We start from the raw sequence: 24317 nt of genomic DNA on the forward strand, positions 1-24317 counted from the left end.
CGCGTGCGGGTAGTCGCGGTCCCCACGATCTACGATTCCGAGTCGGATTGAAACATGTAGATGTCGCGGAGCGCGGGCACGAACGGTCCCCGCGATCTACAAATCCGAGTCGGGTTGAGGTGGAGGGGAGCAGGGCCGGTGGGAGTTGCCGGCGCTGTGGTGGTGACTGGAGTAGGTTCGGCTGATGATCGGCGCGAGTTTGTTGTACGGTACGGTTTTCGGCCGGATTGGCGTGCCTAACAACAAACTCGTGGCGATCTTGACTGACGTTCGGTTGGGTCGGCGGGCGGACACGCCGGAAGAACGCAGTCACGCGTTCGACCGGACGGACCTGCACGGGCTTTCAGCTTCGGCGGATTTCGGCGAGTTTATCGATCTGCTTTTGGTTCTCTGCTGAGAACGCTGCACGTGGGATGGGAACGGCACTACTGGCACGGCCTAATGTGAAAATCCAGGCGTGCCGGGCGGTACGAATTTTCGAAATTCCATCCCACTGCAGAGCGATGTCGGTCTGGGCGGTGTGGATGTTGACCGAGGAATCCGTGATTTCGTACCGCCAGGGCTGTTCGACGAGTGTGGAGGCCCGTCGCCAGCCGAGGGCGATGATGACGTCGTACATGATGATGAGCATGAACCCGGCAATGATCGCCAGAAAATCGATGTGCCTAAATGAGCTGCCGGCCAACGCTGAGACCGCGACTATGAGGAGAGCAAGAAGGCCGAGAAGTCGTACCCGCCAAACAGTGCGGCCGAATCCGGCCATTGTGATTCGGCGAAAAGTGGTGTAGTCGATGGTGAGCTCGCCGACGATGTGCACGTTGACCTCCATTTCAGGATACGGAGGGCATATCCTGACACACCGCTATACCGGACCCGAGGGCGGACCCGTGGCGGGAGCTAGCGCACCTGTGTCGGCGGCACTCAACGGCGGCACCCGCTGGCTGCACCCGCCGGCGAGGAGCGCCGGGCGTCCCTCGGGCAACTCGTTAGTACGCGGGGGACTGCGGCATCCGGGCGCGCGCTCTGACGATCCTCGCGCGCTCTTTGGCGCTCTAGAGTTGCGGGTGTGCGTGACGACGTGACCTTGGTGGAGATCGCCGCGCTGCTCGCCGTGGCGCAGGATCATGCGTTCGGCCAGCCGCCGGGATCCCAGCTGCGGGCCACCGTGCTCGGTCAACGCCTCGCGACAGCCGCCGGCACCGATCCGACGGAACATGCGATCACGTGGTGGGCCTCGACGCTGCGTTTCCTCGGCTGTACCGGCCATGCCTTCGACATGGCCGTGGTGTTCGGTGACGAGATCGAGCTGCGAGCCCGCGCCCTGCGGGCTGACTTCGCGAACCCGTTCGAGGTCATGCGCCTGATGGTCAGCCATGCGGGGCCGGGCCTGTCCGGCGTGGGCTGGTTCCGGTCGGTGTTCTCGGTTCTGGCGGGTGGTCGCAAGGCCGCCGAGCTGAACTTTCGCGCCGCGTGCGAAGTCGCCGATGTCTTCGCGGTTCGCCTCGGCCTCGACGAGCCCGTGCGTGCGGCGTTGGCCGCGACCTTCGAGCGGTGGAACGGCCGTGGTCTGCCGGCCGGGTCCAAGGGCGTGGCGATTCCCCGGCCGATGCGGATCGTCCAACTCGCCGGAGAGCTTGAGGTTCTCGCCCGGGTGGAGGGGATCGCGCGGGCGCTTGAGATCATTAAGAACAGGCGTGGCAGGGCCTACGATCCGGATCTTGCCGATCTCGTCCTCGCAGAGGCTGCGGGCTGGTGGGATGGGCTCGAGCCGGTCGACTCCTGGGACGCGGCACTCGCGGTCGCCCCGCCGAGCGCGCCGCTGGGCGACGCCGCCACGCACGAGGCGCTGCTCGTCCTCGCGGACTTCGCCGATCTCAAGTCGCCCTGGACGTCCGGCCACTCCCGGGCTGTCGCCGCCCTGGCACTGGCGGCGTGCGGCCCCACCGCCCAGGCCGCCGCGCTGCTCCACGACCTGGGTCGGGTCGCGGTGCCCAACACGATCTGGGACAAGCCCGGAGCACTCACGCGCGACGAGCGGGACCGGGCCGAGGCCCACGCGCTCGTGACCGACCAACTTCTGCGGCGGGTGTCGTACACCGCAACACTGGCCGGGGCGGCGTGCGGGGCGCACGAGCGCGTCGACGGGTCCGGCTACCATCGACGCCTCGGCGGCGCGCACCTCGACGACGCCCAGCGGATTATCGCCGCCGCGGACTGCTACCAGGCCATGACGTCGGATCGCCCGTACCGGGCCGCGTATGCGCCCGAGGACGCTGCGGCCGAACTGCGGGCCATGAGTGCCGCCGGCCGCCTCGACGGGGAGGCGGTCGAACGGGTCCTGGCCGCGGCGGGTCACCGGCGCGTGGCCCGGCCCCCGCTCCCGGCCGGCCTGACCGCCCGTGAGACCGAGGTGCTCCGGCTGCTCGCCCTCGGCCTCACCACCCGTCAGGTCGCCGACCGACTTGTGATCTCGGCGAAGACCGCGGATCACCACGTGCAGCACATCTACACGAAGATCGGTGTGTCGACCCGCGGTGCGGCCGCGCTCTTCGCGATCGAGCAGGGCATCCTCCCAGCCAGGGCCTGACCGGTTTCCCTGCGAAGGCGTGACCGGGGTCCGGACCGGGTGGCCGGCTACGAGCGGTGGCCAGCCAGAATCATCGTGTCGGCGTCTGCGGCCCTGGATGGATCGATAAGTACGGGTCGATACTAGATCGCGACGATTGAGAGGAAGTCCTCGAGTCCGACGAGGTCGGCTGCGTTACGGGTGTAGACGCTGGCGCCGTGGGCGTGCGCAGTGGCCGCGATCAGCAGGTCCATGGTTCGGGCGCGCGGCTGGCGGCCGACGTCGACGACCCGCGCGGCGAGTCTGCCGTAGCTGTCTGCGACGGCGTCATCGACAGGCAACGGGTCGAAGCGTCGCTGGATCGCGCTGAGGCGGGCGAGGCGGGTCGCACGGGCCTGCGGCGTCTTGGCGACGAGGACGCCGAACTGGAGTTCCGCGATGCTCACAATGCTGATCGCCAGCTCGCCGGGGATCGGCTCGACGTCCGTCGCGATCAGGACACTGGTGTCGAGGACGCCGCGACTCACTCCGCTTCCCACGGGTCGGCGAGGGAAGCGTCGACCAGGTTGCGATCGTCGGCCCACTCGGTGTCGGCGGGCTGCGCGAAGACGTCTGCGAGATCGCCCCAGCTCCGCCACGCGCGTGGACTCACCGGACCGAGGACGGCCGCCGGCCGGCCGGCCACGGTGATGGTCAACCGTTCGCCGGCCTGGGCGCGGCGTACCAGGTCGCTGGCATGCTGTCGAACTTCCCGAAGTCCCACCTCGTTCATTCGTCAAGGGTAGCACTTGTGCTATGCGCGCAATGGTGGCATAGGAGGTTGCGACGCCGAAGCGGGTCGCGGGTCACGCCTTCGGTCGGGATGACGGGGTGTGCGGGCGTGTGTCGACCAAGCCGGCTTTGACGGCGGTGAGCAGTGTGAGCGCCGCGTCGAGGTTGCTGGTGTCGTTGCGGGCGGCGGCGGAGACGGCCGCGGCCCACTCCCGCCGGACGAGAGCGTAGTTGCTGCGTCCATGCTCGGTCGCGTCGACAGTCACCCCGCGACCGTCCTGCGGGGAGGCGTGCCGTTCGATGAGACCCTTGCGCTCGAGCCCCCTCAAGACGGTGGAGAGGTTGGTGCGCTGCAGTCCCGTCGCGGCGGCGATGCGGCTGGGCGTGGCGGCAGGCTCACCCTGCAGGTACCGCATCACCGTGGCTTCCGAGGGTGACAGGGAGATGGCCCTCGCGTCGGTGTAGCCGCGGAACTGGATCTCCCGGCTGATGATCAGCGCGAGGTCGGCGAGGTCAGCCCACCGCGGATCCGTGGTCGCTCCGAGTGCCACGTCCGCCTGCTGCACGTGGTTGGTCGTCACACCTTCAGCGTAAGAGCGCCCGGAAGTAGTTATGAGGCCATATTCGTTATGGCATTATAGTTATGAGTTCATGACTACATGAAGGAGCTGCCATGACGACGACCGTTCCCGCCCGGGACCCCGCGCCCGCGCCGGCGCCCGTGGCGCCCCCTCCTCGTGCTGTGGCCCATGCGGGCGGGCTGCGCCCGGTCGGCGTGCTCATCCTGCTGGCTGGCGCATTCATGCCGATCATGGACTTCTTCATCACCAACGTTGCGCTGCCCAGCATCGGCACCTCCCTGCACGCCTCGGCGTCGTCCCTGGAGCTGGTGATTGCCGGGTACGGGGTCGCGTACGCGACCCTGCTGGTCCTGGGAGGCCGGTTGGGGGACCGTTACGGTCGCCGCCGCGTCTTTCTGGGCGCGCTCGTGGGCTTCGTCGCGGCATCCCTGACCTGCGGAATCGCCCCCAGCGTCGGTGTCCTGGTCGCGGCCCGCATCGTGCAGGGCGCCACCGCCGCCCTGATCATCCCGCAGGTGTTGGCAACCTTCCACCACACCCTGGATGGGGAACGCAAGGCGCGCGCTCTGGCCCTGTACGGCGCGACCTCGGGTATCGCCGCGGTCGTCGGGCAGCTGCTGGGCGGCCTGCTGGTCAGCGCCGACATCGCCGGCACCTCGTGGCGGCCGATCTTCCTGGTCAACGTACCCATCGGCCTGATCGTGCTGCTGGTGGCGGCACGGATCGTGCCCGACACCCGCTCGCACCACCCGGTCGGCGTCGACGTGCCCGGCACCATGCTCTTCGCCGCTACCCTCACCGCCCTGCTGGTCCCGCTGACCGAGGGCCACGCCCTGGGCTGGCCGTGGTGGACCTGGCTGATGATTGCTCTCGCGGTCGTCCTCGGCGCCGCCACCTACACGGTGGAGAAGCGGGCCGAGCAGCGCGGCGAGGTCCCGCTGCTGCCGCCGTCCCTGCTGCGGCTGCCGTCGATGTCGCGCGGCCTGGTCATGGTCCTGTTCTTCAGCATGGGCTTCGGCGCGTTCATGTTCGTCTTCGCGTTGACCGTCCAAAACGGCCTGCACGCCGACGCGCTGCACGGTGGCCTGGCGATCCTGCCGATGGCCCTGCTGTTCTTGGCGGGCTCCCTGTTCGCACCACGTTTGATCACTCGCTTGGGCCGTGCCGCGCTGTCCACCGGCGCCGTCCTCCAGCTTGCCGGACTGGCCCTGCTGGTGACGGTGCTCGTCCACACGTGGCCGCACGTCAGCATCTGGGTGATGGCCGCGCCGCTCGCCCTGGTCGGCGCCGGGCAGTCGATGCTGTTCGCCGGGCTGTTCCGCAGCGTGCTGGCCGACGTCCCCACGCACCTTGGCGGTATCGGCAGCGGCGTATTGATCACCTTGCAGCAAAGCGGCCTCACGCTCGGCGTGGCCACGCTCGGCACGCTCTACCTGGCCCTGGAGCCGGCCAGCGTCCCGCACGCCTTCGCCACCGTCGAGTACGTGCAGATGGGCATCGCCGCGCTGCTGGCTGTCGGCGCCGCGGCCCTGCCGCGCTTCACCATGGCCGCCGGTGCCATCCCCGTGACCGACGCCTGACCTCTGACCTCTGACCTCTGACTATCCGTGCACAGTGACGGTGAGGTTGGCGTGGGAGTCGCTGACGCCCCCGGTGCGGGGCCGTCACGTCGAAGGCCGGTGCCAGCCGCTCATCCCGCGCGGTCTCGCACCTATCCACGACGTCCGCTACGTCGGCCGCTGATGACCCAGGTTCCAGCGATGATGACGAGGGCGAACAGGAGCAGCCCGGCACCGAGCGTTACCAGGAGCCACATGCGGTCGTGTAGCGTCAACGAACCGCTGAGGGTTATCTGGAGTGAGCCGACGGTGAACGCGATGGCCGCGGTGAAGATCGTGACGAGTTCTATCGCGCGGACGGCGGAGGTCGCCAGCGTGTGGCGCAGATCTTGGTTCGCCTCTTCCTGCTGGCGCCACCGGTCCTGCTGCTCGCTGGCCCAGTTGGCTCGCTGGCGACCTTCTTTGATCATTTCGCGTTCGTGCAGATACTGTTCCTGTAACAGTTTGTGGCTCACGCGGCTGCCGATCGCGGGTAGCAGCCGGAGCGCGGAGTCGATGTTCCTGAGGGCTTCGTCGTAGCGTCCGCACATGCGTTGCCCGGTCGCGAGCCGGAAGTGGAAGATGTGGTCGTCGGGGTACTCGGCGACCGCCTCGGCCGCATGCTGCCGTAGCTGTTCTCCCTGGTCGTCGAATGGTGATGCCGCCCACAAGGCGTTCAAGCAGACATCGACGACGTGTCGCGACCTCGGGGATGCCGTCCATGCCTGATCGAGGAGTTCGGTTGCATATTCGGTGGTGATCGTCCGACTGCCGAAAGCGGCGAACGCGCGCAGTGAGATGAAGAGCGGGTCACGGCGGTGCCGGTCGGCGGCGACCGCGAGAAGTGATGCGTCCAGGAACTGGTACAGCTCATCGAACCAGAAGTTCGCCCGGAGTTTGCCGGCATGGTAAAGAGTCGCGAAACAGCAGATGTCGCTGGAACCCTGAAAGCGCTCGATGATCCGACCGGTGGCAAGGGTCAGGTCCTCGCGCGACTCGACGGTCTCCTTGGTGATGAAGGCATACCCGAGTGACCATTTCTCGGTGATGTCGCCACGGTGCGGGCCGGCGGCGTGTTCACCGAGCCACCGGGCGCACTGGGCCGCGACCGCCACGGTCGGTTCCTGCAGGAAACGGCGACGCCAGTACCTGTCCGCGCAGATCAGCCACGGGTCCGCTACGAAGTCCGCGGACGCAACGTCGAAGGGCGGTTCCACGCCTGCGTCGAACAGGGTGGAAGCCACCGACTCGCATCTGCGGTCCAGCTCCCGCGAGTCAGCCGTCGGCGCCTGACTGAGCTGCGCGACGATCGAAGTGATGTCCATGCGTCCCCTCGGTTTGTCCCCTTGGGACAGGTATCTATCACACAGATAGCATTCTTTCGGTGCATACTGCGAACATGCAGGTGGATGTGGTGACGGCAGCGCATGCCGCCTATGCCCGCTATATCCCCGCTGCATGGGCGTCGCTGCGTCGCCAGAGCCACCGGGACTGGACCTGGCGGGTGCAGGTGGACGGCCCTCCGGGCGACGTCCTCGATGCGTTGAAGGCATGCGGGGCCGCTGCCGATGACCGGGTACGGACCGCGGCCCACGGTACGGGCGAGGGCCCCGCGGTCGCGCGCAACATCGCGCTCGGCATGTGCACCGCACCGCTGGTGCAGAATCTCGACGCCGACGATGAACTGGAGGACCATGCGCTCGCGACGCTCACCGACGCGCTCGGGGCGCATCCGTGGACGGGGTTCGCCGTCGGTCATGCACGGGACCTGTTCCCGGACGGCACCCTGCGCTCGCATTCCCTGCCGCTGTCGACCGGGGTGCTGCAGCGCGGGGCGCTGCCGGCGGCATGGACGACCAGTTCACCCGAGGCATATCGGCTGCCCGTGCATCCCGCCGGCGTGATGTGGCATCGAAGCCTGCTGCTCGCCCTCGGCGGCTGGTCCGCGCTGCGTGGCGTCGAAGACACCGCCACACTGATGGCGGGCTCGGCCCTGGCGGCCGGCGTACTCATCGACACCCCGACGCTGCGCTACCGCAGGCATGGCACGCAACGTTCGCTGGAGAAGTCCGATTTCTCCGGGGGGGGGCGCAGTATTCCCTGATTCGACAACGAGCCGCTCTCCTCGCGGCGGCGTCCCCGTGGCGTGACGTCGAAGGTGGGGAGGTTGAAGATACAGAACGGCGTGTTTGTTGATTTTTTCCGCTTCCGGAAGTGCGAACCCAAACGTTTTTCTCATTCCATTTAGGCGGGTATGTCGGCCGCCTCGGTGGTGGTGGTGTGCCGCAGCCTGATCTCAGGCAGCAACCAGCTCAGCGCGAAGGCCACCAGGGCGATCGGCACGGCGGCCAGGAACACGACGTGGATCGAGTCCGAGTAGATGTGCGTGACCAGGTTGTGCAGGGCCGGGGGCAACTGCGCCACGGCGCGCGGGTTGGCCTGCGCCTCGCTGATCCCGCCGGACGGCGAGCCACCCGATAGCTGCGCCGTCAGCTTGCTGGTCAGCGCGTTCGCGAAGACGGCACCGAACACGGCCACACCGAACGATCCGCCGATCGAGCGGAAGAAGGTCACCCCGGACGTGGCGACGCCGAGGTCAGAATGGTCGACGGAGTTCTGGACCGAGATGACGAGCACCTGCAGGACAGCGCCGATACCGACTCCCAGCACGGCCATCGACACCGACTGCGCCAGCGTGGAGGTGCCTGGGCTGAGGAATGACAGCGCGAACAGCCCGATCGAGATCAGCGCGGTCCCGACCACCGGGAACACCTTGTACCTGCCCCAGCGGCTGACCAGCCGACCGACGGTGATCGAGGCCACCAACAGGCCACCCATCACGGGCAACAGCGCCAAGCCGGACTGCGTTGGTTCGACGTCCTTGACGACCTGCATGTACAGCGGCAGGAAGGTGATGGCACCGAACATCACGAAACCGACCACGAAACCTATCGCGCTCGCGGCGGAGAACACCCGGTTAGCGAACAGCGCCGGCGGTAGGATCGGTTCGACGGCACGGCGTTCCACGAGGACGAACACGACCGTCAGTGCAACGCCCGTCACGGCCAGCCCGATGATTTGCGGCGACGACCAGGCCCAGATCGTTCCACCCATGCTGGTGAACAGCACGAACGACGTCGTGGCGGTAGCCAACACGAGAATGCCCAGGTAGTCGATTACCTGCTTGACCCGGTTCCGGGTCGCCGGCATGGCGACGGTTGTCACGATCAGGGCAGCGGCGCCGACCGGGAGGTTGACGTAGAACACCCACCGCCAGCTCAGGTGGTCGACGAACAGACCGCCGAGCAGCGGCCCGATGACGCTCGACACGCCGAAGGCGGCACCGAACAGTCCCTGGTACCGGCCTCGTTCCCGGGGGGGCACCACATCGCCGATGATCGTTATCGCTCCGACGATGAGGCCGCCGCCACCGATGCCCTGCAGCGCCCGGAAGCCGATGAGCTCGCCCACGGACTGGCTCATCCCGGCTACCGCGGAGGAGACGAGGAAGATCACGATCGCTGCCTGGAACAGCTTCTTCCGGCCGTACAGGTCGCCGAGCTTGCCCCAGATCGGGGTCGACACGGTCGAGGCCAGCAGGTAGGACGTGACGATCCAGGACAGGTGGGTCGCGCCGCCGAGGTCGCCGACGATCGTGGGCAGCGCGGTGGAGACGATCGTCTGGTCCAGCGTCGCGAGCAGCATGCCGAGCATCAGGGCGCCGAGCACCATCCACAACTGGCCCTGACTGCGTATCCCGCTACCAGGCATCCCGCTACCAGGCATCCCGCCACTGGGCACTCCGGCGGCAGCCGGGGCCGCACCGGCGCCGATTCGCGACTTCAGTCGGGTCATGGTCGAGGTCATGACGGAAAGGCCCTTCTCGGTGGGGGCTCGCCCGCGGCGGGAGGCGTGAGCCCGGCGGCCAGGTTGTCGAATGCGGCGGAGACCAGGTCGGGTAGCGAACTGTCGCCGGGGTGGTCCCGCCATCGCAGGCTCATCGTTCGGGAGACGGCCAACGCCGCCGAGACGACGACCGACGGGTAGGCGTCCATGTCCGAGTCGAGCCCGCAGCGCTGGGCCACGATGTCGACCAGGGCGGCTTCGTAGCGGCTCCAGCTGGCGTGGAACGCCCCGATAAGCACGGGGTTCGCACGGATGACGCGGATCTTGGCCTGTAACTGGTCCCGATGCAGGGCTGTGTCGATCGACTGGGCGACCATCACCGCTCGTAGCGCCGCGACCGGTGATTCGTCGGGCGGCCGGTTCGCCAGGGCGGAGACGGTCTCCTGGATCTCCTCTTGATCGATGCCGACGATGGCGTCTTCCTTGGAGGTGAAGTAGTTGAAGAACGTCCGGGTCGACACCTCCGCGGCTTCGGCGATGTCGTCGACCGTCACGGCGTCGTAGCCCCGCTCATCGGCCAGGCGGACGGCCGCGTCCCGCAGCATCCGTCGGGTCTTGATCTTCTTGCGCTCACGAAGCCCTAACTCGGCTGGTGCGGCAGTCATGGGCGCGGCCTCCTCAGTTAAGTGCACAGTACAACTTTGCACTGTACGCATTTATTCTTGACCGGCAACTCTGCACTTCGTGATACAAGCCACACTGCGCTGGACGACCGCGGCCCCCGGCGACGTCGCGGGTCGCCGGGTCGCCGGGTCGCCGGGTCGCACCACTGCCACGAGGAGTACCGACAGTAGAATTGTCCTTGACAAATTTTCTTTTCGGACGCCATTATGAATCCATGCTCGATGTCGCAGTGATCGAAGACCCGGCCGCCGCCGAGGTCTCGCTCGACCCGGTGCGCGCCCGGTTGCTGGCCGCCCTGGCCGAGCCGGGCTCGGCCACCACACTGGCCGCGCAGACGGGCCTGACTCGCCAGAAGGTCAACTACCACCTGCGCACACTGGAACAGCACGGCTTCATCGAGCTGGTCGAGGAACGACGCAAGGGCAACTGCACCGAACGGGTACTGCAGGCCACCGCGAGCTCCTACGTCATCTCCCCGGCGGCCTTGGCGGACGTCGCCCCGGACCCTGACCGCGCTCGGGACGAGACCTCAGCCCGGTGGATGCTCGCTCTCGCATCCCGCCTGATCAAGGAGATCGGCGAGCTTCTTGCCGGTGCCACGGCGGCTCGCAAACAGCTGGCGACGTTCGCGGTCGACAGCGAGGTCCGCTTCGCCACCGCCGCCGACCGGGCCGCCTTCGCGGCGGAACTGGCCGAGGCGGTCACCGCGCTGGTCGCCAGATACCACGACGAGAAGGCGCCGGGTGGGCGCAAGCACCGACTGATGATCGCCCTGCACCCCAGCCTGAAGATCCCGAACGTGCATCCAGACCCGAACGTGCATCCAGACCCGAACACGCACCCCGATCCGAACGCCAACCCGTACCCGTACCCGAGCCCAGCCGGGCCCGGTCCGACCGAGGAGAGTTGACCATGTCGAACGAGTCGCCGAAGCAGTCCAAGCGGGAATTCGCGATCGAGCGCGAGACGGTGCTCCCGACCACGCCCGAGGAGTACTGGGACGCGGTCACCACCGGCAACGCCGGTTGGCTGTGGCCGATGGAAGCCCCGGAACCGCGGGTCGGCGGGGCCGCGCCGTTCGGCAGCACGGTGCTGGCCTGGGACCCAGCGCACCACCTCATCATCCGGTCCGACGGCCCAGAGGGCTGGTTCAACCAGATCGAGCACCTCGTCGAGACCCGGGACGGCGGGACGACCTGGGTCCGGTACGTGCACAGCGGGGTGTTCGTCGACGACTGGGACAACCAGTACGACGGTGCCGACAAGCACACCGACTTCTACCTGCACACCCTCGGCCAGTACCTGCGCTACTTCAGCGGCCGTCCGGCGAGCTACGTGGCGGTCGACGCACCGGCATCCTCGATCATCCCGGACGGGTTCGCTGCGCTGCGCCGCGCCCTCGGGCTCGCCGACGCCGAGCAAGGCGACCAGGTCCGCGTCACGGTGCCCGGCCTCGCCCCGCTGGACGCCGCCGTCGACTATCTGACCCCGCACTTCCTCGGCCTGCGCACCGACAACGCGATGTACCGCGTCTTCGGCCGCAACGCCTTCGGGGCGCCGGTCGCCGTGGCCGTCCACATGTTCGCCCCCGACGCGGACGGGCACGGTACGGAAAAGGCGCTGCGGTCATGGCTTGAGGAGGTCTACACCTGACCCGACCGGGGTGGACGCCGCTGTCGCTTCTACTGCTTCTACCCGCGGTGTCGGTAGACGTCCGCCCGGTGCTCGATCGCGACGACGTCAACCCGGTGGTTGTCGGCGTCAATACGGTATATGACACGGTGGACGCGACGACGGCCGGCTGTCCTCGCACCTCGCGATGCACGCACTCCAGCCCCACTCCGTGATCCGCATTCCCTTCGGTGCGACGAGTGGAAGGACGACGTCAGGAGACGCCGGTTTTCGGGCGGAAAATGTATGTCAACCTTCCACTCGTGCTGGGCCGGCCATCTGCCCGGTTTGCACCGGTCTGACTGGGACGTCGGCGACGACCGCGACCATCAGCAGCGGTCTGGTCCAGCGCCACAACAACGTGGGTACCAGCCCGACAGCGACGATGAACCAAGCGGTCCGCCACGGAAGAGTCGGCCGCAGAACTCCTTCGAGCACCACGATCGGCACGAGTGCCCCTACGAGCGCCCAGTCCCGCCATACCCGCAACGGCGGGCGGGGGGACGAGGCTCGTCCCACACAGAACGAAGGTTGAACGGCCACAGCGTTGCGGGCACGTCCGGCTCGACTTCGTTGTCGTGGCGTACCGGGCCGGTGACGATGTGTCTGCCGTCCCATACAGCGGCGGCCTGGGTGCCGAGGCCCCCGAAGATTTCAGCTTCCAGGTAGGCGACCGGGCCGTCCGTCGATGCGAGGACCAGCAGGTCCTGGAGTCCGACCGTCAGGTATTCGAAGGTGTCCACCAGCGCGGGGTCGGATGTGGAGGCCGCAGGTACCCAGTCCGTGATGGGGATTAGCACCAGTCCACCTGGCAGGTCCACGACGGAGCAGCCCAGGGCCTCGGCGATCTGGACGGCCGCGGACGCGGCGGCGACTGCGCACAACTGGTAGGCCATAATAGTAGTATTTCATACTATTTATCGCTGATGTCGTTGATCTTGACGGGTTGACGGGTTGACGGGCGCTCGGTGTCGAGGACCTGCTCGGTGTCGATGCCGTCGGCGTCGCGGTGTTCGGTGACCGTTGTGCGAGGGGCGGAAGTTGGCGTCATCGGCGCTTAAGAACGAGGAGTACGCTTCGACGAAGTACGCTCCTCGTTCTTGGGATCATTGATGATCAAACCTGTCCGCATCTTCGATCGTGACTTCGAGTGGCAACAGCTGGCAGCCTTTGCCGCACGCGACCGGGGACAACCACGGCTGGGCGTGGTCAGTGGACGCCGTCGCCAGGGGAAGACTTTCCTGATCGAGGCACTGGCCCGCGAGACAGGGGGAATGTACTTTGGAGCCACCCAGGCGACCGAGACGGAATCGCTCCACCTCTTCGCCGAAACCCTGGCCGAGTACGTGCAAGCGCCCGTGCCGCCACGCTTCGTCAGCTGGGACGAGGCGGTCACCTATCTGTTCGCGGTGGCTGGTAGCAGGCCGGGGCCGGTCGTCATCGACGAGTTCCCCTATCTGAGCGCGGCGTCGCCGGCGCTCCCGTCAATTCTCCAGCGGGAGATCGATCGGGCGGTGGCGCGGGCGAACAGCATCTCACTACTGCTGTGCGGCTCGGCCGTGTCGGTAATGGGAAGAATGCTGGCGGGCAGCGCTCCGCTTCGCGGGCGGGCCAGCCTTGAGCTGGTGGTACGCCCGTTCGACTATTCGTTGGCCGCTCGTTTCTGGAACATCGACGACCCCGCGTTGGCCGTCCGGCACCACGCCGTCGTCGGCGGTACGCCGGCCTACCGCAGGTTTGTCAACGACGACTCTCCGAAGAGCCTGGCCGACTTCGACAACTGGGTGCTGCGGACGGTACTCAACCCGGCGACCCCTCTTTTTCGGGAAGCCCGCTACCTCCTCGAGGAGGATGCCGACGTCCGGGATACGGCTTTGTATCATTCAGTTCTCGCGGCGGTGGCCGGTGGCAACAACACCCGGGGAGGAATCGCCGGTTACATCGGTCGCAAGGCCGCGGACATCGGCCATCACCTCAACGTGTTGGCGGACTGCGGGCTGCTCCGCAGGGAAGCCGACCTGTTCCGCCAGGGACGTTCGGTCTACCGGATCGCCGAACCGCTGATCGTCTTCTATCAGGTGGTCATGCGGCCCAGATGGGGGCTGCTGGAGAGCGGTCGCGCCGCGGCCGTCTGGCAGGATGCCAGGTCCCGGTTCGCCGCCCAGGTCCTCGGGCCGCACTTCGAACAGATCTGCCGCGAGTTCGCGGTCGCGGCACCTCCTGAAATTTTCGGCGGGCTGCCGGCAGAGGTCGGCGCCGGGGTCGTCGCGGACCCGGAGCACAGGACCCAGATAGACGTCGACGTCGCCGTGCTCGCGCCCGCGAACCCGGGTGAACCGCGTCGGGTGCTGTCCCTGGGGGAGGCGAAGTGGGGTGAGGTCATGGGCGTCCGGCATGTCGAACGCCTGCGCCGGGTCCGTGAACTCCTGGCGGGTAAGGGATTCGACACCCGGGACACGGTGCTTGCCTGCTACAGCGGCGCCGGTTTCGACCCGGAGCTGCTTGCCTCGACCAGCGGTGACCAGGTATTGAGCATAGGTCTGGGCGAGCTGTACAAGCCGGAGGAGTAGGTCGTTTCCGTCGTTCCGGTGACGGTTTCCACCTACCGGCGGGCTGAAGAACAACCCCGCCGCCGCCAGCTGCAACGCCGTGATCATTGCAGGCCGGCCCTGATCCTCCCAGGCGCGTCGGATCGGGGCCGGCAGCACCAGCTCCGGCTACGTGTCGGCGAGCAGTGCCCCGTCGACGTAGCCGAGGATGTCCTCCGTCCGGCCTTCCCGAAGGACGATCTCGTACAACCGGCGGGGAGCAGGGACAGGAACGTGAGGATTGTGAAGAACCGGCCGTTGTCGGTGATCTCGTGGTCGGCGGGCTTGCGCAGGCGCGCCAGCGTCTCGGCTGTGGGTGAACCGGACTTCGGTCATGGTGTGCTCTCTTCGGGTCAGGAATGGTCGAGTGCCCAGGTGAGGGTGTACTCGGCTATTTCTTCCCAGCCCTCTTGGGCGGGCATGAGATGCGACCGGCCGGGATATTCCTTCACTTCGGTGATGGTATTGGACGTGTAGTGCTTGGCGTTCGACTGCTGAATCTTGGGTGGCATGAGGTGATCGTTCTCGCCGGACAGGAACAGCAGCGGTGCGCGGTCGTCGTTGTGGTAGTTCACGTAGGAATCGGTGTGGCCGGGGTGGATGTTGGCCAGGGCGCTGCCCCAGAAGACGTTGCCCGACGCGGGGATGGCGTAGCGGTCATAGAGCGCACGGGCCTGCTCGTCGGGGAAGGTGTTGGTGAAGGCGTAGTGCCATTGCTCGTAGGTGAAGCCGACGGCCCTGTGCCGGTTCGCCGGGTTCTTGAGCACCGGGAATGTCGCCTTGACCTGGGACAACGGGACGACCGCGACGCCCTCGGTGGGCGCGGAGTTGATGGCTACTCCGGCGGCGCCGTAGCCGTGGTCGAGCAGGATCTGGGTGAAGACGCCGCCCGCGGAGTGCCCGATGATGATCGGCGGTTTGTCCAGGCTGTCGATCAGCTTCTCCAGGGACTCGATGATCGCTGGAACGGAGAGCTTCTCGATGGGAGTGGTGTCGGCGTTGAGTGCCTCGACCTCGACCTCGAAGCCGGGATAGGCCGGCGCAAGGACCCGGAATCCCTTGGCCTCGTAGTACGTGATCCACTGTTCCCAACTGCGGGGGGTCACCCAGAAACCGTGGACCAGGACGATCGTGTCGGGTTTCATGGCTGCGTCCTTAGGGCGGGCGATCGCGGTCCTTATGGCGGGCGATCGCGCAGGCCGCGGCCCGCTGGAGAACCGCGGCCTGCGCCTGCGCCTGCGCCTGCTAGGTCATCATGTAGAACGTGATACCCACGATCTACCAGCGCAGCACCTCCCCATCGGGAGTGTCTGGATCGGTCAGAGCAGCGGCACCGAAACCTCCCACGGAATGGTCGACGACTAACCGCGGTCACCACAACGATCACCAAGGAGATCAGCGGACGCTCGCCCAACGATGCGGCGAGCTGACGCGGAGGCCTCGGCGCCGCCGATGAGCGAGATCGTCCGGAGACCGCGACGGACGTCTACGGTTCCATCGCGAGGACGCCTGGAAGATCGGCGAAGCGTGCCTTGGCGTCGCGGCTGAAGATGATCCGTCCGGTCTCGGCCGCGTGGGCCGCGATAATCAGATCGTGGGCGCCCCTTTGCCGTCCGATCCGGCGCGATGCCGCGATGCCTCCGTAGCCGTGATGGTTCGCATGGCCATCGGTGTATCTGAGAATCAGATACACCGTCACGCTGCTCGCGTCGATCGACGCGGAGTCTGTGGCACCAGGCCGCCTGGAAGATCTTGGAAAGGCGTGTCCGACAGCGGCCTGTCATCCGGTGCTCTCGTCCGAGGCCCGCGTGGTCCTGACGCTGCGCACGGTCGGCGGCCTGGCGAGCGAGGAGATCGCCTGGGCGTTCCTCGTGCCCGTAGAAATAACGGTTGACAGATCCCCACCAGCCTGGATCGTAGGGCGGGAAACCGCGCTTTTCGGTGTAGTCAGCCAGGATCGGCCCATCTGTCCGCGCTGGACCTGGAACGTGATCGGGGACGCGACAGACGGGGGTCAGAGGCATCCCGGGTCGAGCCGTATCTGGGAACCCGGCCGGGCGAATGAGCCGCCTTGCGGGCTCATCGTCGCGACCACGCCGTTGTTACCCGACACACAACCGCCGTTTCCGGCCACGGGCGTCCAGCCCGTCCTCCTGAGATAGTCCGCGGCATTATCCATCCGCCAGCCCACCACATTGCTTATCGAGGCGCAGTTGAGGATATGGATATGCATGCCGACCGGAGCCGTAACGGCAGTCGTGACGCCGGCCACCGGGGTCTGGCTGTTGACTACGTCGTGCAGTCCGGTGGTGCTGCATCCTTCGGAGAACGAGATGTTGTAAAACCCGGCCTGATGCAGGATGGTCGTCGCCTCTGACCGGGTCGCGCCGTACAGGTTGGGCACGGTGGCTTGGGCCGCCGGCGGCGTGGTCGCCGGTCGGGTCGTCGAGTGGGCTACTGGTGTTGGGCCAGCCACCGTAGGCGGCGCAGACGCGGGCGGGATCCTTGGGGCAAGGGGTTGCGCAGGCGACGGAGCAGGGGGTCCCGACGTTCCGGGAATCGGGTCGGGCGCCGGGACGGTCGAGGGAAAACCACCTGGGGCGCCAGATGTCGGCGTTGGCGTCGCCGAAGGGTCATGCTCTGGCTGCTGTGTCCCGGCCTCCTGCGCCCTTACTGAGGCGGGCTGGGACGACGAGGGCGGGGATACGCCGCTGCGGCCGCCTGCGGTTGGCGCTGCGCCGGTGCAACCGACTACGGCGACGACGGCCGCTGCGGCGAGTGCGACGACGGGAATCCACTGAGGACGAGACACATTGCCCTTTCCAAGCGCCGGGAGGTCAGCTGGTGCCTCCGGACCGAGTGCGTGCCCCGCGAACAGTACGGAAACGGCCATTCGCCACATCAGGAGCCCCCTGCGGACCTGCGAGGCAGGCCGGTTATGGAATGCCCCGCGGGCGCACCGGCGCAGCGGACAGGTAGTCCCAGAGCTCGACGACGGACCCTCGGATTAAAAGTCACGTTTGTGATGTTCGTAGAGGTCCGCTGACGTTCGTCAGGTCGGGTCGGCGGGCCTCCGGTGTGCGCGGCCGTCCGCCGACGTGCGCCCACGTTGCTGTCGGCCCTGACGCGCCCGACGCGGGGGGAGGCTGCCGCTTTGCCGTGCTCGGTCCGGGTACGGATCTGTATTCCCTCGGGCTGGTGTTGTACTGGCTGTTCGCCGGGAGACTTCCGGCCCGTCCACGGGTCGGGCCGCTGGCTGGCGTGCATCCGGCTGTACAAGCCGAAGGAGTAGGTCGTTTCCGTCGTTCCGGTGACGGTTTCCACCTACCGGCGGGCCTGATGATCCGTCCTGTTCCGCTTACCCCGGCCGCGCGACTGTGGACGATCCCTCCGGTCCGCCGCGACAAGGTGCGCGTCGTGCCGTCCGGATCAATCTCGATGGGCAGGTTCAATTTTCGACGACGACGGGTGAGACTTCTCGGATGACCCATCGGTTCGGATCGGGCATCGCCGACGCCGTCGCGGGGATGAATCCTGTTGCCGCGGCGGTCGCGGCACTGGTGTTGAACGCTGCCCTCGCCAGCGTGTCGATCATGATCGGCGCTCGCGCGGTCCAGCTGGCCACCCACACCCGGGTGACAGCCGATCCCGGTCGGATGACCCGTACCGAACGTGCGCTCGTCGCAAGCGCCGTCGTCGTGAACGCCACCGTGACCGTCGGCGGATGGTGGCTGTGGCGCGACGGCTATCTACACCTCACCGCCGGCGTTCACCCCGGAACCGTCGTGGAACTGGCCGGTCTGGTCATGCTGATGGACCTGCTCGGCTATCTCCTGCACAGCCTGTCCCACCTGCGCCCGCTCTACCCGCTCGTCCACCGGGTGCAACACCGCTTCACCGACCCGCGGCCGGCGACCCTGTTCGCAATGCACCCCGCCGAAGTCGCCGGCATCGGCGTGCTGTGGGCCGTCGTCCTCACCGCGTGGACGGTATCCGTGTGGACCTTGGCGGCCCTCGTCGCGGTGAACCTCGCCTTCGGCACCCTCGCCCACCTCGGGATTGACCCCCTCCCCGCCCTGCTGCGACGCTCACCGCTGTTCCGCTGGGTGGCACTACCCACCTTCCACGCCCTCCACCACACCAACCCGAACGTCAACCGGGGCTTCTACACCACCATCTGGGACCGGCTGTTCGGCACCATCGACCCCACCTACGATCAGCACCGCAGCCAGCAAACAGTCCACAACCCTGAACGGCACAAGCCGCGGCGACACCCTCGTCCAGCAGCGCGAAGTACACAGCGAGGTGACGAGGAGGGACCCGCCGGCCGCGAACAGCACCAGCGAGCAGCCGACGAAGGACAGCGACCAGCGGTGTTCGTGTCGGTGGAGCCCGGGGGTGATGAACGACCAGAGCTGGTGGACATGGCAGACGTCATCCCGTCCGGGTGCCGGCACTGGTGCGTGATTGATGCTATTTCCCGCCGTCGGCGGGCACCAACGGGGACACTGATATCCGTCTGGTCACGGTGCTGCCCGAGGATGACCCGTGCGCAGACCAGGGGAACCGGGATGGGTGTTCGGCGTGGGTACACGATCAGCGCTCCTGCGTGGCAGGGTGTCGGATAGCTGATATCTTGCGGTCGTGGTGCAGGTGTCCTGATTTCGGATCCTTGCTCCGCTGGAACGATGCCGGCGGTCGAGGGCGCGAGTGGGCTCGGCGTGCAGACCGACTGATCGGGCCCGGCGTTACCGGAGGAGTGGAGTTGTAGTGGCACAGATCGGTGGTCGTACCGTCGCAACCGGCGACGTCGGCATCATGGGTGCCGGTGTCGTCGTCTTCGTATCGAGCTTCCTGCCGTGGTACGGGGCGAGCTTCGGTGGTTACCACGCGAGCATCAGTGGGTGGAACTCGGGGTTCATCGCTTGGTTCCCCATCCTGCTCTGCCTCGCCGTGGCCGGGGTCGTCGCCGCGGCGACGTTCGGGAACGTGCGGCTGCCCACCGGCGGCCCGGTCGGCCCGTCGCTGGCGCTCGTTCTCGGCGGCGGCGTCGCTGTCCTGCTCATCCTGCTCCGCTGGATCACCCTGCCGGACGCGGGCAGTTCGCTGTTCGCTGCGCAGATCAAGTCGGGTGCGAAGGTCGGGTTGTTCCTCGGCCTGATCGGTGCCGCCGCGATGACCGGCTTCGCGGTGTTGCGTCTACTCGGCAGCGGTGAGTCGATCCCCGGCCGCGGCCTCCGACCGGCCGGCGGGGGCACGTATGGCCAGCAGCCGCCGCCGTATGGCCAGCAGCCGCCGCCGCCGTATGGCCAGCAGCCGCCGGCCGGCGGGGCCCCGTATGGCCAGCAGCCGCCGCCGCCGTATGGCCAGCAGCCGCCGGCCGGCGGGGCGCCGTATGGCCAGCAGCCGCCGCCGGCCGGCGGGTATGACCAGCCCCCGCACAACGGCTGATCGGTCACGGCTCGGTGATGATGGTGGCGTGGAGCCCAGCACACTGACCGAAATACCGGCCGTAAGAGCGCCCGGCAATAGGGGCGTGGATCAAGGAGCGAGGTTGGGGCACGTAGATCGCGAGGCGGAGGAGGGAGGCACCGGAGGTGTTGGGTGTCGACCGACGACAACGCGGCGAGGTGCGTGCCCCGGCCCCGCGACGCCGCGTCCCCTATTGCCGGGCGCCACACGGCAGCAACCCGGGGTACCCAACCGGGACGGGTTCCAGCGTCAATCTGAGGGCCGGACTCGTCGGTACCAAGAACTGGCGACGTCAGCGGATGACATGCCCAGTTTCATCTGCCCGTGGGCGCTCCGCCAGGCCCATGAACATCTGAGGGGGGCCGGGCGCAGCAATACGCCTGGCCTACCCGACCTCGCGATCGGGCTGCTTCTTGGCGTCCTGATCTCCGTGGCAACTGAAATGTAGCCAGGTGCAAGCTGGTATCTGCCGAGCAGTCGCCGCCAGCGTGGCGACGAGACCATCAAGTATGGTTACCGAATTCGGTGGGAACAGCTCGACCAGCAGCCAGCGCTACTCTGACACGCTGAGCTTTCCACCAACAGGCCGAACGTGTCAGCCGGAGACCGTGACGTTTACAGCGCGACCGTCGGGGTCACGGAGCAGGTGCTGGCCTAGAGGAAGACTCGTTTCCGGAAAGTGGCAGGTCGAGAGAACGAAGCCGAGACGCAGCGTTCCCGTGGATCCGTTCCGGCCTGCGGGATAGATCTCAAGCACGCTGCCGCCGGCGAGGCTGGCGGCAACATGCTTCGGCCCGTTCCCGTGGCGTTCGGCTGTGAACACCAGACCGAGGCTTTCGTAAAAGGCTTGGCAGCCGGCGACGTCAGAGGTGTAAAGGACGAGTAGGCTGAGCTGCGGGTTGTTCACGGCCACAGTCTTTCTCCACGGCCAAGCGGGTTCGGCGCCGAGCGTGTGGTCAGGAGGGCACGTACGGCGACGGCGGCCTCGTGCGGTGAGGCGAAGGCTTCTTCATGGCCGCCCAGCCTCCTTAGTTTCAGTTAGAGCATAAGTGAAGCTAGAATCCAGCCATGGTTTCAGGTCTGGCAGGCGGCGGGACGGCCGGCCGTGGCCGGGCCGAGGACGGTTCCGCGTGGCCGAGCCTGGGTTGGGAGGAGCACGACTGGGTTTCGGCGATCCCGGATGACCTCGTCTCCGCGCGGGTACGCATCCGCCACCAAGGTCCCTATCGGGCCGCCGTTGTGCCCACGATCGCAGACCGGGCGCCTTCGGTTCCCGTCCACGTGGCATCCCTGGCGGACGATGCTTCGGCCGAAATCGTCCGTTTCGACGCGGAACTCGGCATAGATGTGGCGTCCTTCGCATCTGTCCTGCTCCGCTCCGAGTCCGCATCGTCGTCCAGGATCGAGAACCTCACCTCGGGAGCCAAGGCGATCGCCCTCGCCGAACTCGGCAGCACGCAGAAGCGTAACGCGGCCGAGATCGTCGGCAACGTCGCCGCGATGAAAGCGGCTTTGGACCTGGCCGACCGTCTGGACGAGTCCGCTGTCCTTGCCATGCACGCGGCCCTGATGGCAAGACACGCGCCAGGGATCGGCGGACGGTGGCGGCAGGAGCAGGTGTGGATCGGCGGTGACTCCTACGGGCCACACGGAGCGGCCTTCATCCCCCCGCACCACCGCCACGTCCCGGCGCTGATGAGGGATCTACTGCGCTTCGCCGGCAGGGTGGATCTGCCGGTTCTGAGCCAGGCCGCCATCGCGCACGCCCAGTTCGAGACGATTCATCCGTTTTCGGACGGCAACGGCCGGACCGGACGGGCGCTGGTGCACGCGATGCTGCGCGGCCATGCCCTGACCAGGAATGTCACCGTGCCGGTCTCAGCTGGCCTGCTGACCGACACCACCGCCTACTTCGACGCCCTTGGCGCCTACCGTAACGGTGACGTGGCTCCGATCGTCGAGAGGTTCGCGACCGCGTCGGTCACCGCAATCACGAACGGGCGCCAGCTGGCCAGCGAGCTGCGGGCGATCCGGGCGGGATGGGATGACCGGCTGAAGATCCGGCGCGACGCCCGTGCGTGGCGGCTCGCGGACCTGATCCTGCAGCAGCCCGTCGTCGACGCCCGGGTCGTGGCGTCCGAGTTGGGAGCGTCTTCGCAGAATGCCCAGCGCGTGATCACGCCGCTCGCTGAGGCCGGAATACTCATGGAATTTACCGGATTCGCCCGCAACCGTATGTGGCAGGCGACCGAAGTGCTCAGCGCCTTGGACGCGTTCGCGGCACGCGCCGGCCGTCGTGTCGCGCAGTAGGCGTCTGGAACCTGATTGCCTGCAACGGGTTCGTTCGCGAAGTCGTTCCGTCAGCCCGCCGTGGCCGCGGACAGATCACTGTGCATCTGCACGCGGGTCGTCGGCGAGCCCCCGCTCGGGCCAGCCGTAGGTCCGGCGACCAGTCAAGCAGGCGGAGATGACGGGCAACCCGTCTTGTCCTCGAATCGTCCCTTCTCGCGCGTACACAGACCTATCTGGCCCTACGGGTCTTCGCTGGCTCCATGCACGGAGCGGGCAGGGGCCGCCGTATCTGAACATATGCCGGCCTCCTTAGTTTCAGTTAGAGCATAAGTGAAACTAGAATCCGGCCATGGTTTCAGGTCTGGCAGGCGGCGGGACGGCCGGTCGTGGCTGGGCACCTGTCCCCCTACCGGTCAGTCGCGTTCCGGTCACGGGCGTCTTGTGCGGCACGTCCGGACTGTTCGGCATCGGGGTGCGTCTGGCGTCCGGGCGCTCATCCCGGCCCGAAGCGCCAGCGGGTCTGGCTGTACCGGCCCTTGCCGGAGTAGCTCTCTGCGTTGCCCGTTTGAGTGAGACTGCGAGTGGTCCGATTCGGTTCTCTGGATGCCTGCATCCAGTCGTTACCCGACGAGATAGACGCGACAGCTTCCGTGAACATTCGCTCGCGCTGCCGGATTCCGGCTTCTGAATAACGTTCTCTGACACACTGAGCTTTCCACCAACAGACCAAACGCGTCAGCCGGAGACGGTACGGAGAGGTGCCGCCGTGGTGATGCCGCGCCGCTCGGCGGTCCAGGTCATCGGTCCACCTTTTCCGGCTGAGGGCTCTCTTACGGCCGTTGTGCGGGCAGCGGTTGAAGTGAAGGCCAGCGGGTGAGGATGCCGTCGCGCATGGTCGTGGCGAGCTGCCCGAGTCCTTCCAGCTCGCCGCCGTGAGCGGTCATCTGGCTGAGGATTCCGAGGCGATGGACGAGCCGCTGGCGGGCCGTCGCCGTGCCCCATCGCCAGTCGCGGTTCGGGATGTCGGCCAGGTGGTCGGCTGTCCCGCGCTGGGCACGCTGGACCAGCGCGTCGCCTCGTAGCAGCCAGCCGGCACATGCGGCGATGAGATCGTTCGGGACATCGATACCGGTCTCCTGGCGCCACGCCGCGCCGTAGGCGGCCTCTGCCGCTTCCAGCAGGGGCTGGGGCGGGGCGGTGACGCACCAGCAGGTCGGGAACCCGATGCGCAAGTATGCGAGTTCGGTGAGTCCGTTGCCTAGCGCTGCCTGTTCGAAGTCGATGAACCTGACGCCGCTGCTGGTGTGCATGTCGTTGCCGGGGCAAGGGTCGCCGTGCAACAGGGCATGGCCCGGCGAGCGGACCGGGCGGTTCACGATGTCGTCCAGCTCGGTTCGTACTCCGGAGGGCACTGCGACGCCGAGCGCGTGGGCAAGCCCGAGGAAGGAGCCAACGTCGTCGTGGGTCGGGCCGGACCAGGCGGGGAGGACGCCTGCGTCCGTGGCTCCGGTGGCGGCATGGAGCCGCGCCAGCGCCTTGGCGTAGTCGACCATCCAGTCCTCGCGCGGCTGCTGATGTTCCACGTGCTCCAGGACCAAGACTCGTTGGTCCGGATCGGTGCCGAGGAGCATCGGCACCACGGGCGGGTCAACCCGGGACGCGAGCTTCAGCGCGGCCACCTCGCGGGCGTACCTCTCAGGGGCCTCGGGCGCGTCGATGAGCTGCTTGACCACGACGAGTGTGCCGGACAGCTCCACGCGCCAAACCCGTGATCGTGGGCTGCTGCCCAGTCGGCGAGCCCGCCGGGGTGAGCCCAGCTCGGCCCGCAGCTTTTCCCCGATTGGCAACCGTAACCACATGGCCTCATCCTTTCGAGTGGGCGTCGGGGTCGGCCATGCGCCATTCGCCATGCGCCGCAAGTCTGCACGCCGCTTTCAGCGTTGAACCCCCACCGCTGCTCACCGCCGGTCCCGCGGTCACCGCAGGGGAACAGGCCGGCTTCCGGTCTGGTATCCACGCCGCGCTCGCCATGGCCGGCGCGTGCCCCACCTGCCAGCAGCCCGTCGTCTTACCCTCACCAGCCAACGTCAACTTGACCTGACGAAGTACTACTCGTGCCGAGGACGGGGTGCTAAGAGCGACCGGCAATAGGGGCGCGGCGTCGCGGGGCTGGGGCACGCACCTCGCATCGTTGTCGTCGGTCGACACCCACCACCAGGGTGCCTTCCTCCGCCGCCTCGCGATCTAC

22 protein-coding genes and 2 pseudogenes are annotated in these 24317 nt (G+C 67.3%); 9 read left to right on the forward strand and 15 right to left on the reverse strand.

The window, feature by feature from the left end; translation table 11 throughout:
* Positions 1–343: 343 nt before the first annotated feature.
* Positions 344–817 (reverse strand): YcxB family protein, encoded by a 474-nt coding sequence (locus U9978_RS18420; protein WP_322762380.1) that lies wholly within the window; start codon positions 815–817, stop codon positions 344–346.
* 249 nt (positions 818–1066) lie between these two features.
* Here U9978_RS18420 and U9978_RS18425 point away from each other — a divergent pair, with 249 nt between their 5' ends.
* Positions 1067–2587 (forward strand): HD domain-containing phosphohydrolase, encoded by a 1521-nt coding sequence (locus U9978_RS18425; RefSeq protein ID WP_322762381.1) that lies wholly within the window; start codon positions 1067–1069, stop codon positions 2585–2587.
* Positions 2588–2709: 122 nt separating this feature from the next.
* Here the strand turns inward: U9978_RS18425 and U9978_RS18430 are convergent, their stop codons facing one another.
* From U9978_RS18430 to U9978_RS18440, 3 genes are all read right to left on the reverse strand, one after another.
* Positions 2710–3093, reverse strand: coding sequence for a type II toxin-antitoxin system VapC family toxin (locus U9978_RS18430; protein ID WP_322762382.1), 384 nt, complete (start codon positions 3091–3093; stop codon positions 2710–2712).
* The gene (locus U9978_RS18435) at positions 3090–3338 is read right to left on the reverse strand and encodes a type II toxin-antitoxin system prevent-host-death family antitoxin (RefSeq protein ID WP_322762383.1); all 249 of its coding nucleotides are present in this window, start codon (positions 3336–3338) and stop codon (positions 3090–3092) included. The genes U9978_RS18430 and U9978_RS18435 overlap by 4 nt, the downstream gene beginning before the upstream one ends.
* Before the next feature lie 73 nt (positions 3339–3411).
* On the reverse strand, positions 3412–3918 hold the full coding sequence (locus tag U9978_RS18440) for a MarR family winged helix-turn-helix transcriptional regulator (protein ID WP_322762384.1): 507 nt from the start codon (positions 3916–3918) through the stop codon (positions 3412–3414).
* Positions 3919–4010: 92 nt separating this feature from the next.
* On the opposite strand from U9978_RS18440, the gene U9978_RS18445 reads away from it, so the two are divergent.
* Positions 4011–5498, forward strand: coding sequence for an MFS transporter (locus tag U9978_RS18445; RefSeq protein WP_322762385.1), 1488 nt, complete (start codon positions 4011–4013; stop codon positions 5496–5498).
* A gap of 131 nt (positions 5499–5629) precedes the next feature.
* Here U9978_RS18445 and U9978_RS18450 read toward each other — a convergent pair whose 3' ends face one another.
* Complete coding sequence (locus U9978_RS18450; protein WP_322762386.1) at positions 5630–6841, reverse strand: hypothetical protein; 1212 nt, start codon at positions 6839–6841, stop codon at positions 5630–5632.
* An 89-nt stretch (positions 6842–6930) separates the two neighbouring features.
* On the opposite strand from U9978_RS18450, the gene U9978_RS18455 reads away from it, so the two are divergent.
* Positions 6931–7620, forward strand: coding sequence for a glycosyltransferase family 2 protein (locus tag U9978_RS18455; RefSeq protein WP_322762387.1), 690 nt, complete (start codon positions 6931–6933; stop codon positions 7618–7620).
* Positions 7621–7760: 140 nt separating this feature from the next.
* Here the strand turns inward: U9978_RS18455 and U9978_RS18460 are convergent, their stop codons facing one another.
* Together U9978_RS18460 and U9978_RS18465 are read right to left on the reverse strand one after the other, a co-directional pair.
* Entirely contained in the window at positions 7761–9383 is a 1623-nt protein-coding gene (locus tag U9978_RS18460; RefSeq protein WP_416211036.1) for an MDR family MFS transporter, read from the reverse strand.
* The gene (locus tag U9978_RS18465; protein WP_322762388.1) at positions 9380–10027 is read right to left on the reverse strand and encodes a TetR/AcrR family transcriptional regulator; all 648 of its coding nucleotides are present in this window, start codon (positions 10025–10027) and stop codon (positions 9380–9382) included. The genes U9978_RS18460 and U9978_RS18465 overlap by 4 nt, the downstream gene beginning before the upstream one ends.
* Positions 10028–10260: 233 nt before the next feature.
* Between U9978_RS18465 and U9978_RS18470 the strand changes: the two genes are divergently transcribed.
* On the forward strand, positions 10261–10956 hold the full coding sequence (locus tag U9978_RS18470) for a helix-turn-helix domain-containing protein (RefSeq protein WP_416211039.1): 696 nt from the start codon (positions 10261–10263) through the stop codon (positions 10954–10956).
* 2 nt (positions 10957–10958) lie between these two features.
* Entirely contained in the window at positions 10959–11699 is a 741-nt protein-coding gene (locus tag U9978_RS18475; RefSeq protein ID WP_322762390.1) for an SRPBCC domain-containing protein, read from the forward strand.
* Between the two features lie 476 nt (positions 11700–12175).
* Here the strand turns inward: U9978_RS18475 and U9978_RS18480 are convergent, their stop codons facing one another.
* Together U9978_RS18480 and U9978_RS18485 are read right to left on the reverse strand one after the other, a co-directional pair.
* Complete coding sequence (locus tag U9978_RS18480; protein WP_322762391.1) at positions 12176–12613, reverse strand: hypothetical protein; 438 nt, start codon at positions 12611–12613, stop codon at positions 12176–12178.
* Between the two features lie 17 nt (positions 12614–12630).
* Positions 12631–12768 carry a hypothetical protein gene (locus U9978_RS18485; RefSeq protein WP_322762392.1) on the reverse strand — a complete coding sequence of 46 codons (138 nt, stop codon included), beginning with the start codon at positions 12766–12768 and terminating at the stop codon, positions 12631–12633.
* A 61-nt stretch (positions 12769–12829) separates the two neighbouring features.
* Between U9978_RS18485 and U9978_RS18490 the strand changes: the two genes are divergently transcribed.
* Entirely contained in the window at positions 12830–14287 is a 1458-nt protein-coding gene (locus U9978_RS18490; RefSeq protein WP_322762393.1) for an ATP-binding protein, read from the forward strand.
* Positions 14288–14658: 371 nt separating this feature from the next.
* On the opposite strand, the gene U9978_RS18495 is transcribed toward U9978_RS18490, so the two are convergent.
* The 3 genes from U9978_RS18495 to U9978_RS18505 all read right to left on the reverse strand — a co-directional run bounded on the left by U9978_RS18495 (position 14659) and on the right by U9978_RS18505 (position 16781).
* The gene (locus U9978_RS18495; protein ID WP_322762394.1) at positions 14659–15450 is read right to left on the reverse strand and encodes an alpha/beta hydrolase; all 792 of its coding nucleotides are present in this window, start codon (positions 15448–15450) and stop codon (positions 14659–14661) included.
* A gap of 341 nt (positions 15451–15791) precedes the next feature.
* Positions 15792–16004: a hypothetical protein gene (locus tag U9978_RS18500; RefSeq protein WP_322762395.1), complete on the reverse strand. Its 213-nt coding sequence runs from the start codon at positions 16002–16004 to the stop codon at positions 15792–15794.
* Between the two features lie 315 nt (positions 16005–16319).
* The gene (locus U9978_RS18505; protein ID WP_322762414.1) at positions 16320–16781 is read right to left on the reverse strand and encodes a PASTA domain-containing protein; all 462 of its coding nucleotides are present in this window, start codon (positions 16779–16781) and stop codon (positions 16320–16322) included.
* 1336 nt (positions 16782–18117) lie between these two features.
* Here U9978_RS18505 and U9978_RS18510 point away from each other — a divergent pair.
* Positions 18118–18492, forward strand: a pseudogene (locus tag U9978_RS18510) (sterol desaturase family protein); the annotation flags it as partial.
* Positions 18493–18597: 105 nt separating this feature from the next.
* On the opposite strand, the pseudogene U9978_RS18515 reads toward U9978_RS18510, so the two are convergent.
* A pseudogene (locus U9978_RS18515) lies at positions 18598–18729 on the reverse strand (twin-arginine translocase subunit TatC); the annotation flags it as partial.
* Between the two features lie 346 nt (positions 18730–19075).
* On the opposite strand from U9978_RS18515, the gene U9978_RS18520 reads away from it, so the two are divergent.
* Positions 19076–19756, forward strand: a complete 681-nt coding sequence (locus U9978_RS18520; RefSeq protein ID WP_322762396.1) for a hypothetical protein — start codon at positions 19076–19078, stop codon at positions 19754–19756.
* Positions 19757–20372: 616 nt separating this feature from the next.
* Here the strand turns inward: U9978_RS18520 and U9978_RS18525 are convergent.
* Positions 20373–20690: a VOC family protein gene (locus U9978_RS18525; RefSeq protein ID WP_322762397.1), complete on the reverse strand. Its 318-nt coding sequence runs from the start codon at positions 20688–20690 to the stop codon at positions 20373–20375.
* Between the two features lie 155 nt (positions 20691–20845).
* Between U9978_RS18525 and U9978_RS18530 the strand changes: the two genes are divergently transcribed.
* A complete protein-coding gene (locus U9978_RS18530; protein ID WP_322762398.1) occupies positions 20846–22087 on the forward strand; it encodes a Fic family protein in 1242 nt (413 codons plus the stop codon).
* 812 nt (positions 22088–22899) lie between these two features.
* On the opposite strand, the gene U9978_RS18535 is transcribed toward U9978_RS18530, so the two are convergent.
* A complete protein-coding gene (locus U9978_RS18535) occupies positions 22900–23928 on the reverse strand; it encodes an aminoglycoside phosphotransferase family protein (protein ID WP_416211037.1) in 1029 nt (342 codons plus the stop codon).
* Positions 23929–24317 lie beyond the last annotated feature (389 nt).

Source organism: Protofrankia sp. Cr2, assembly GCF_963555885.1.
GTDB lineage: Bacteria > Actinomycetota > Actinomycetes > Frankiales > Frankiaceae > Protofrankia.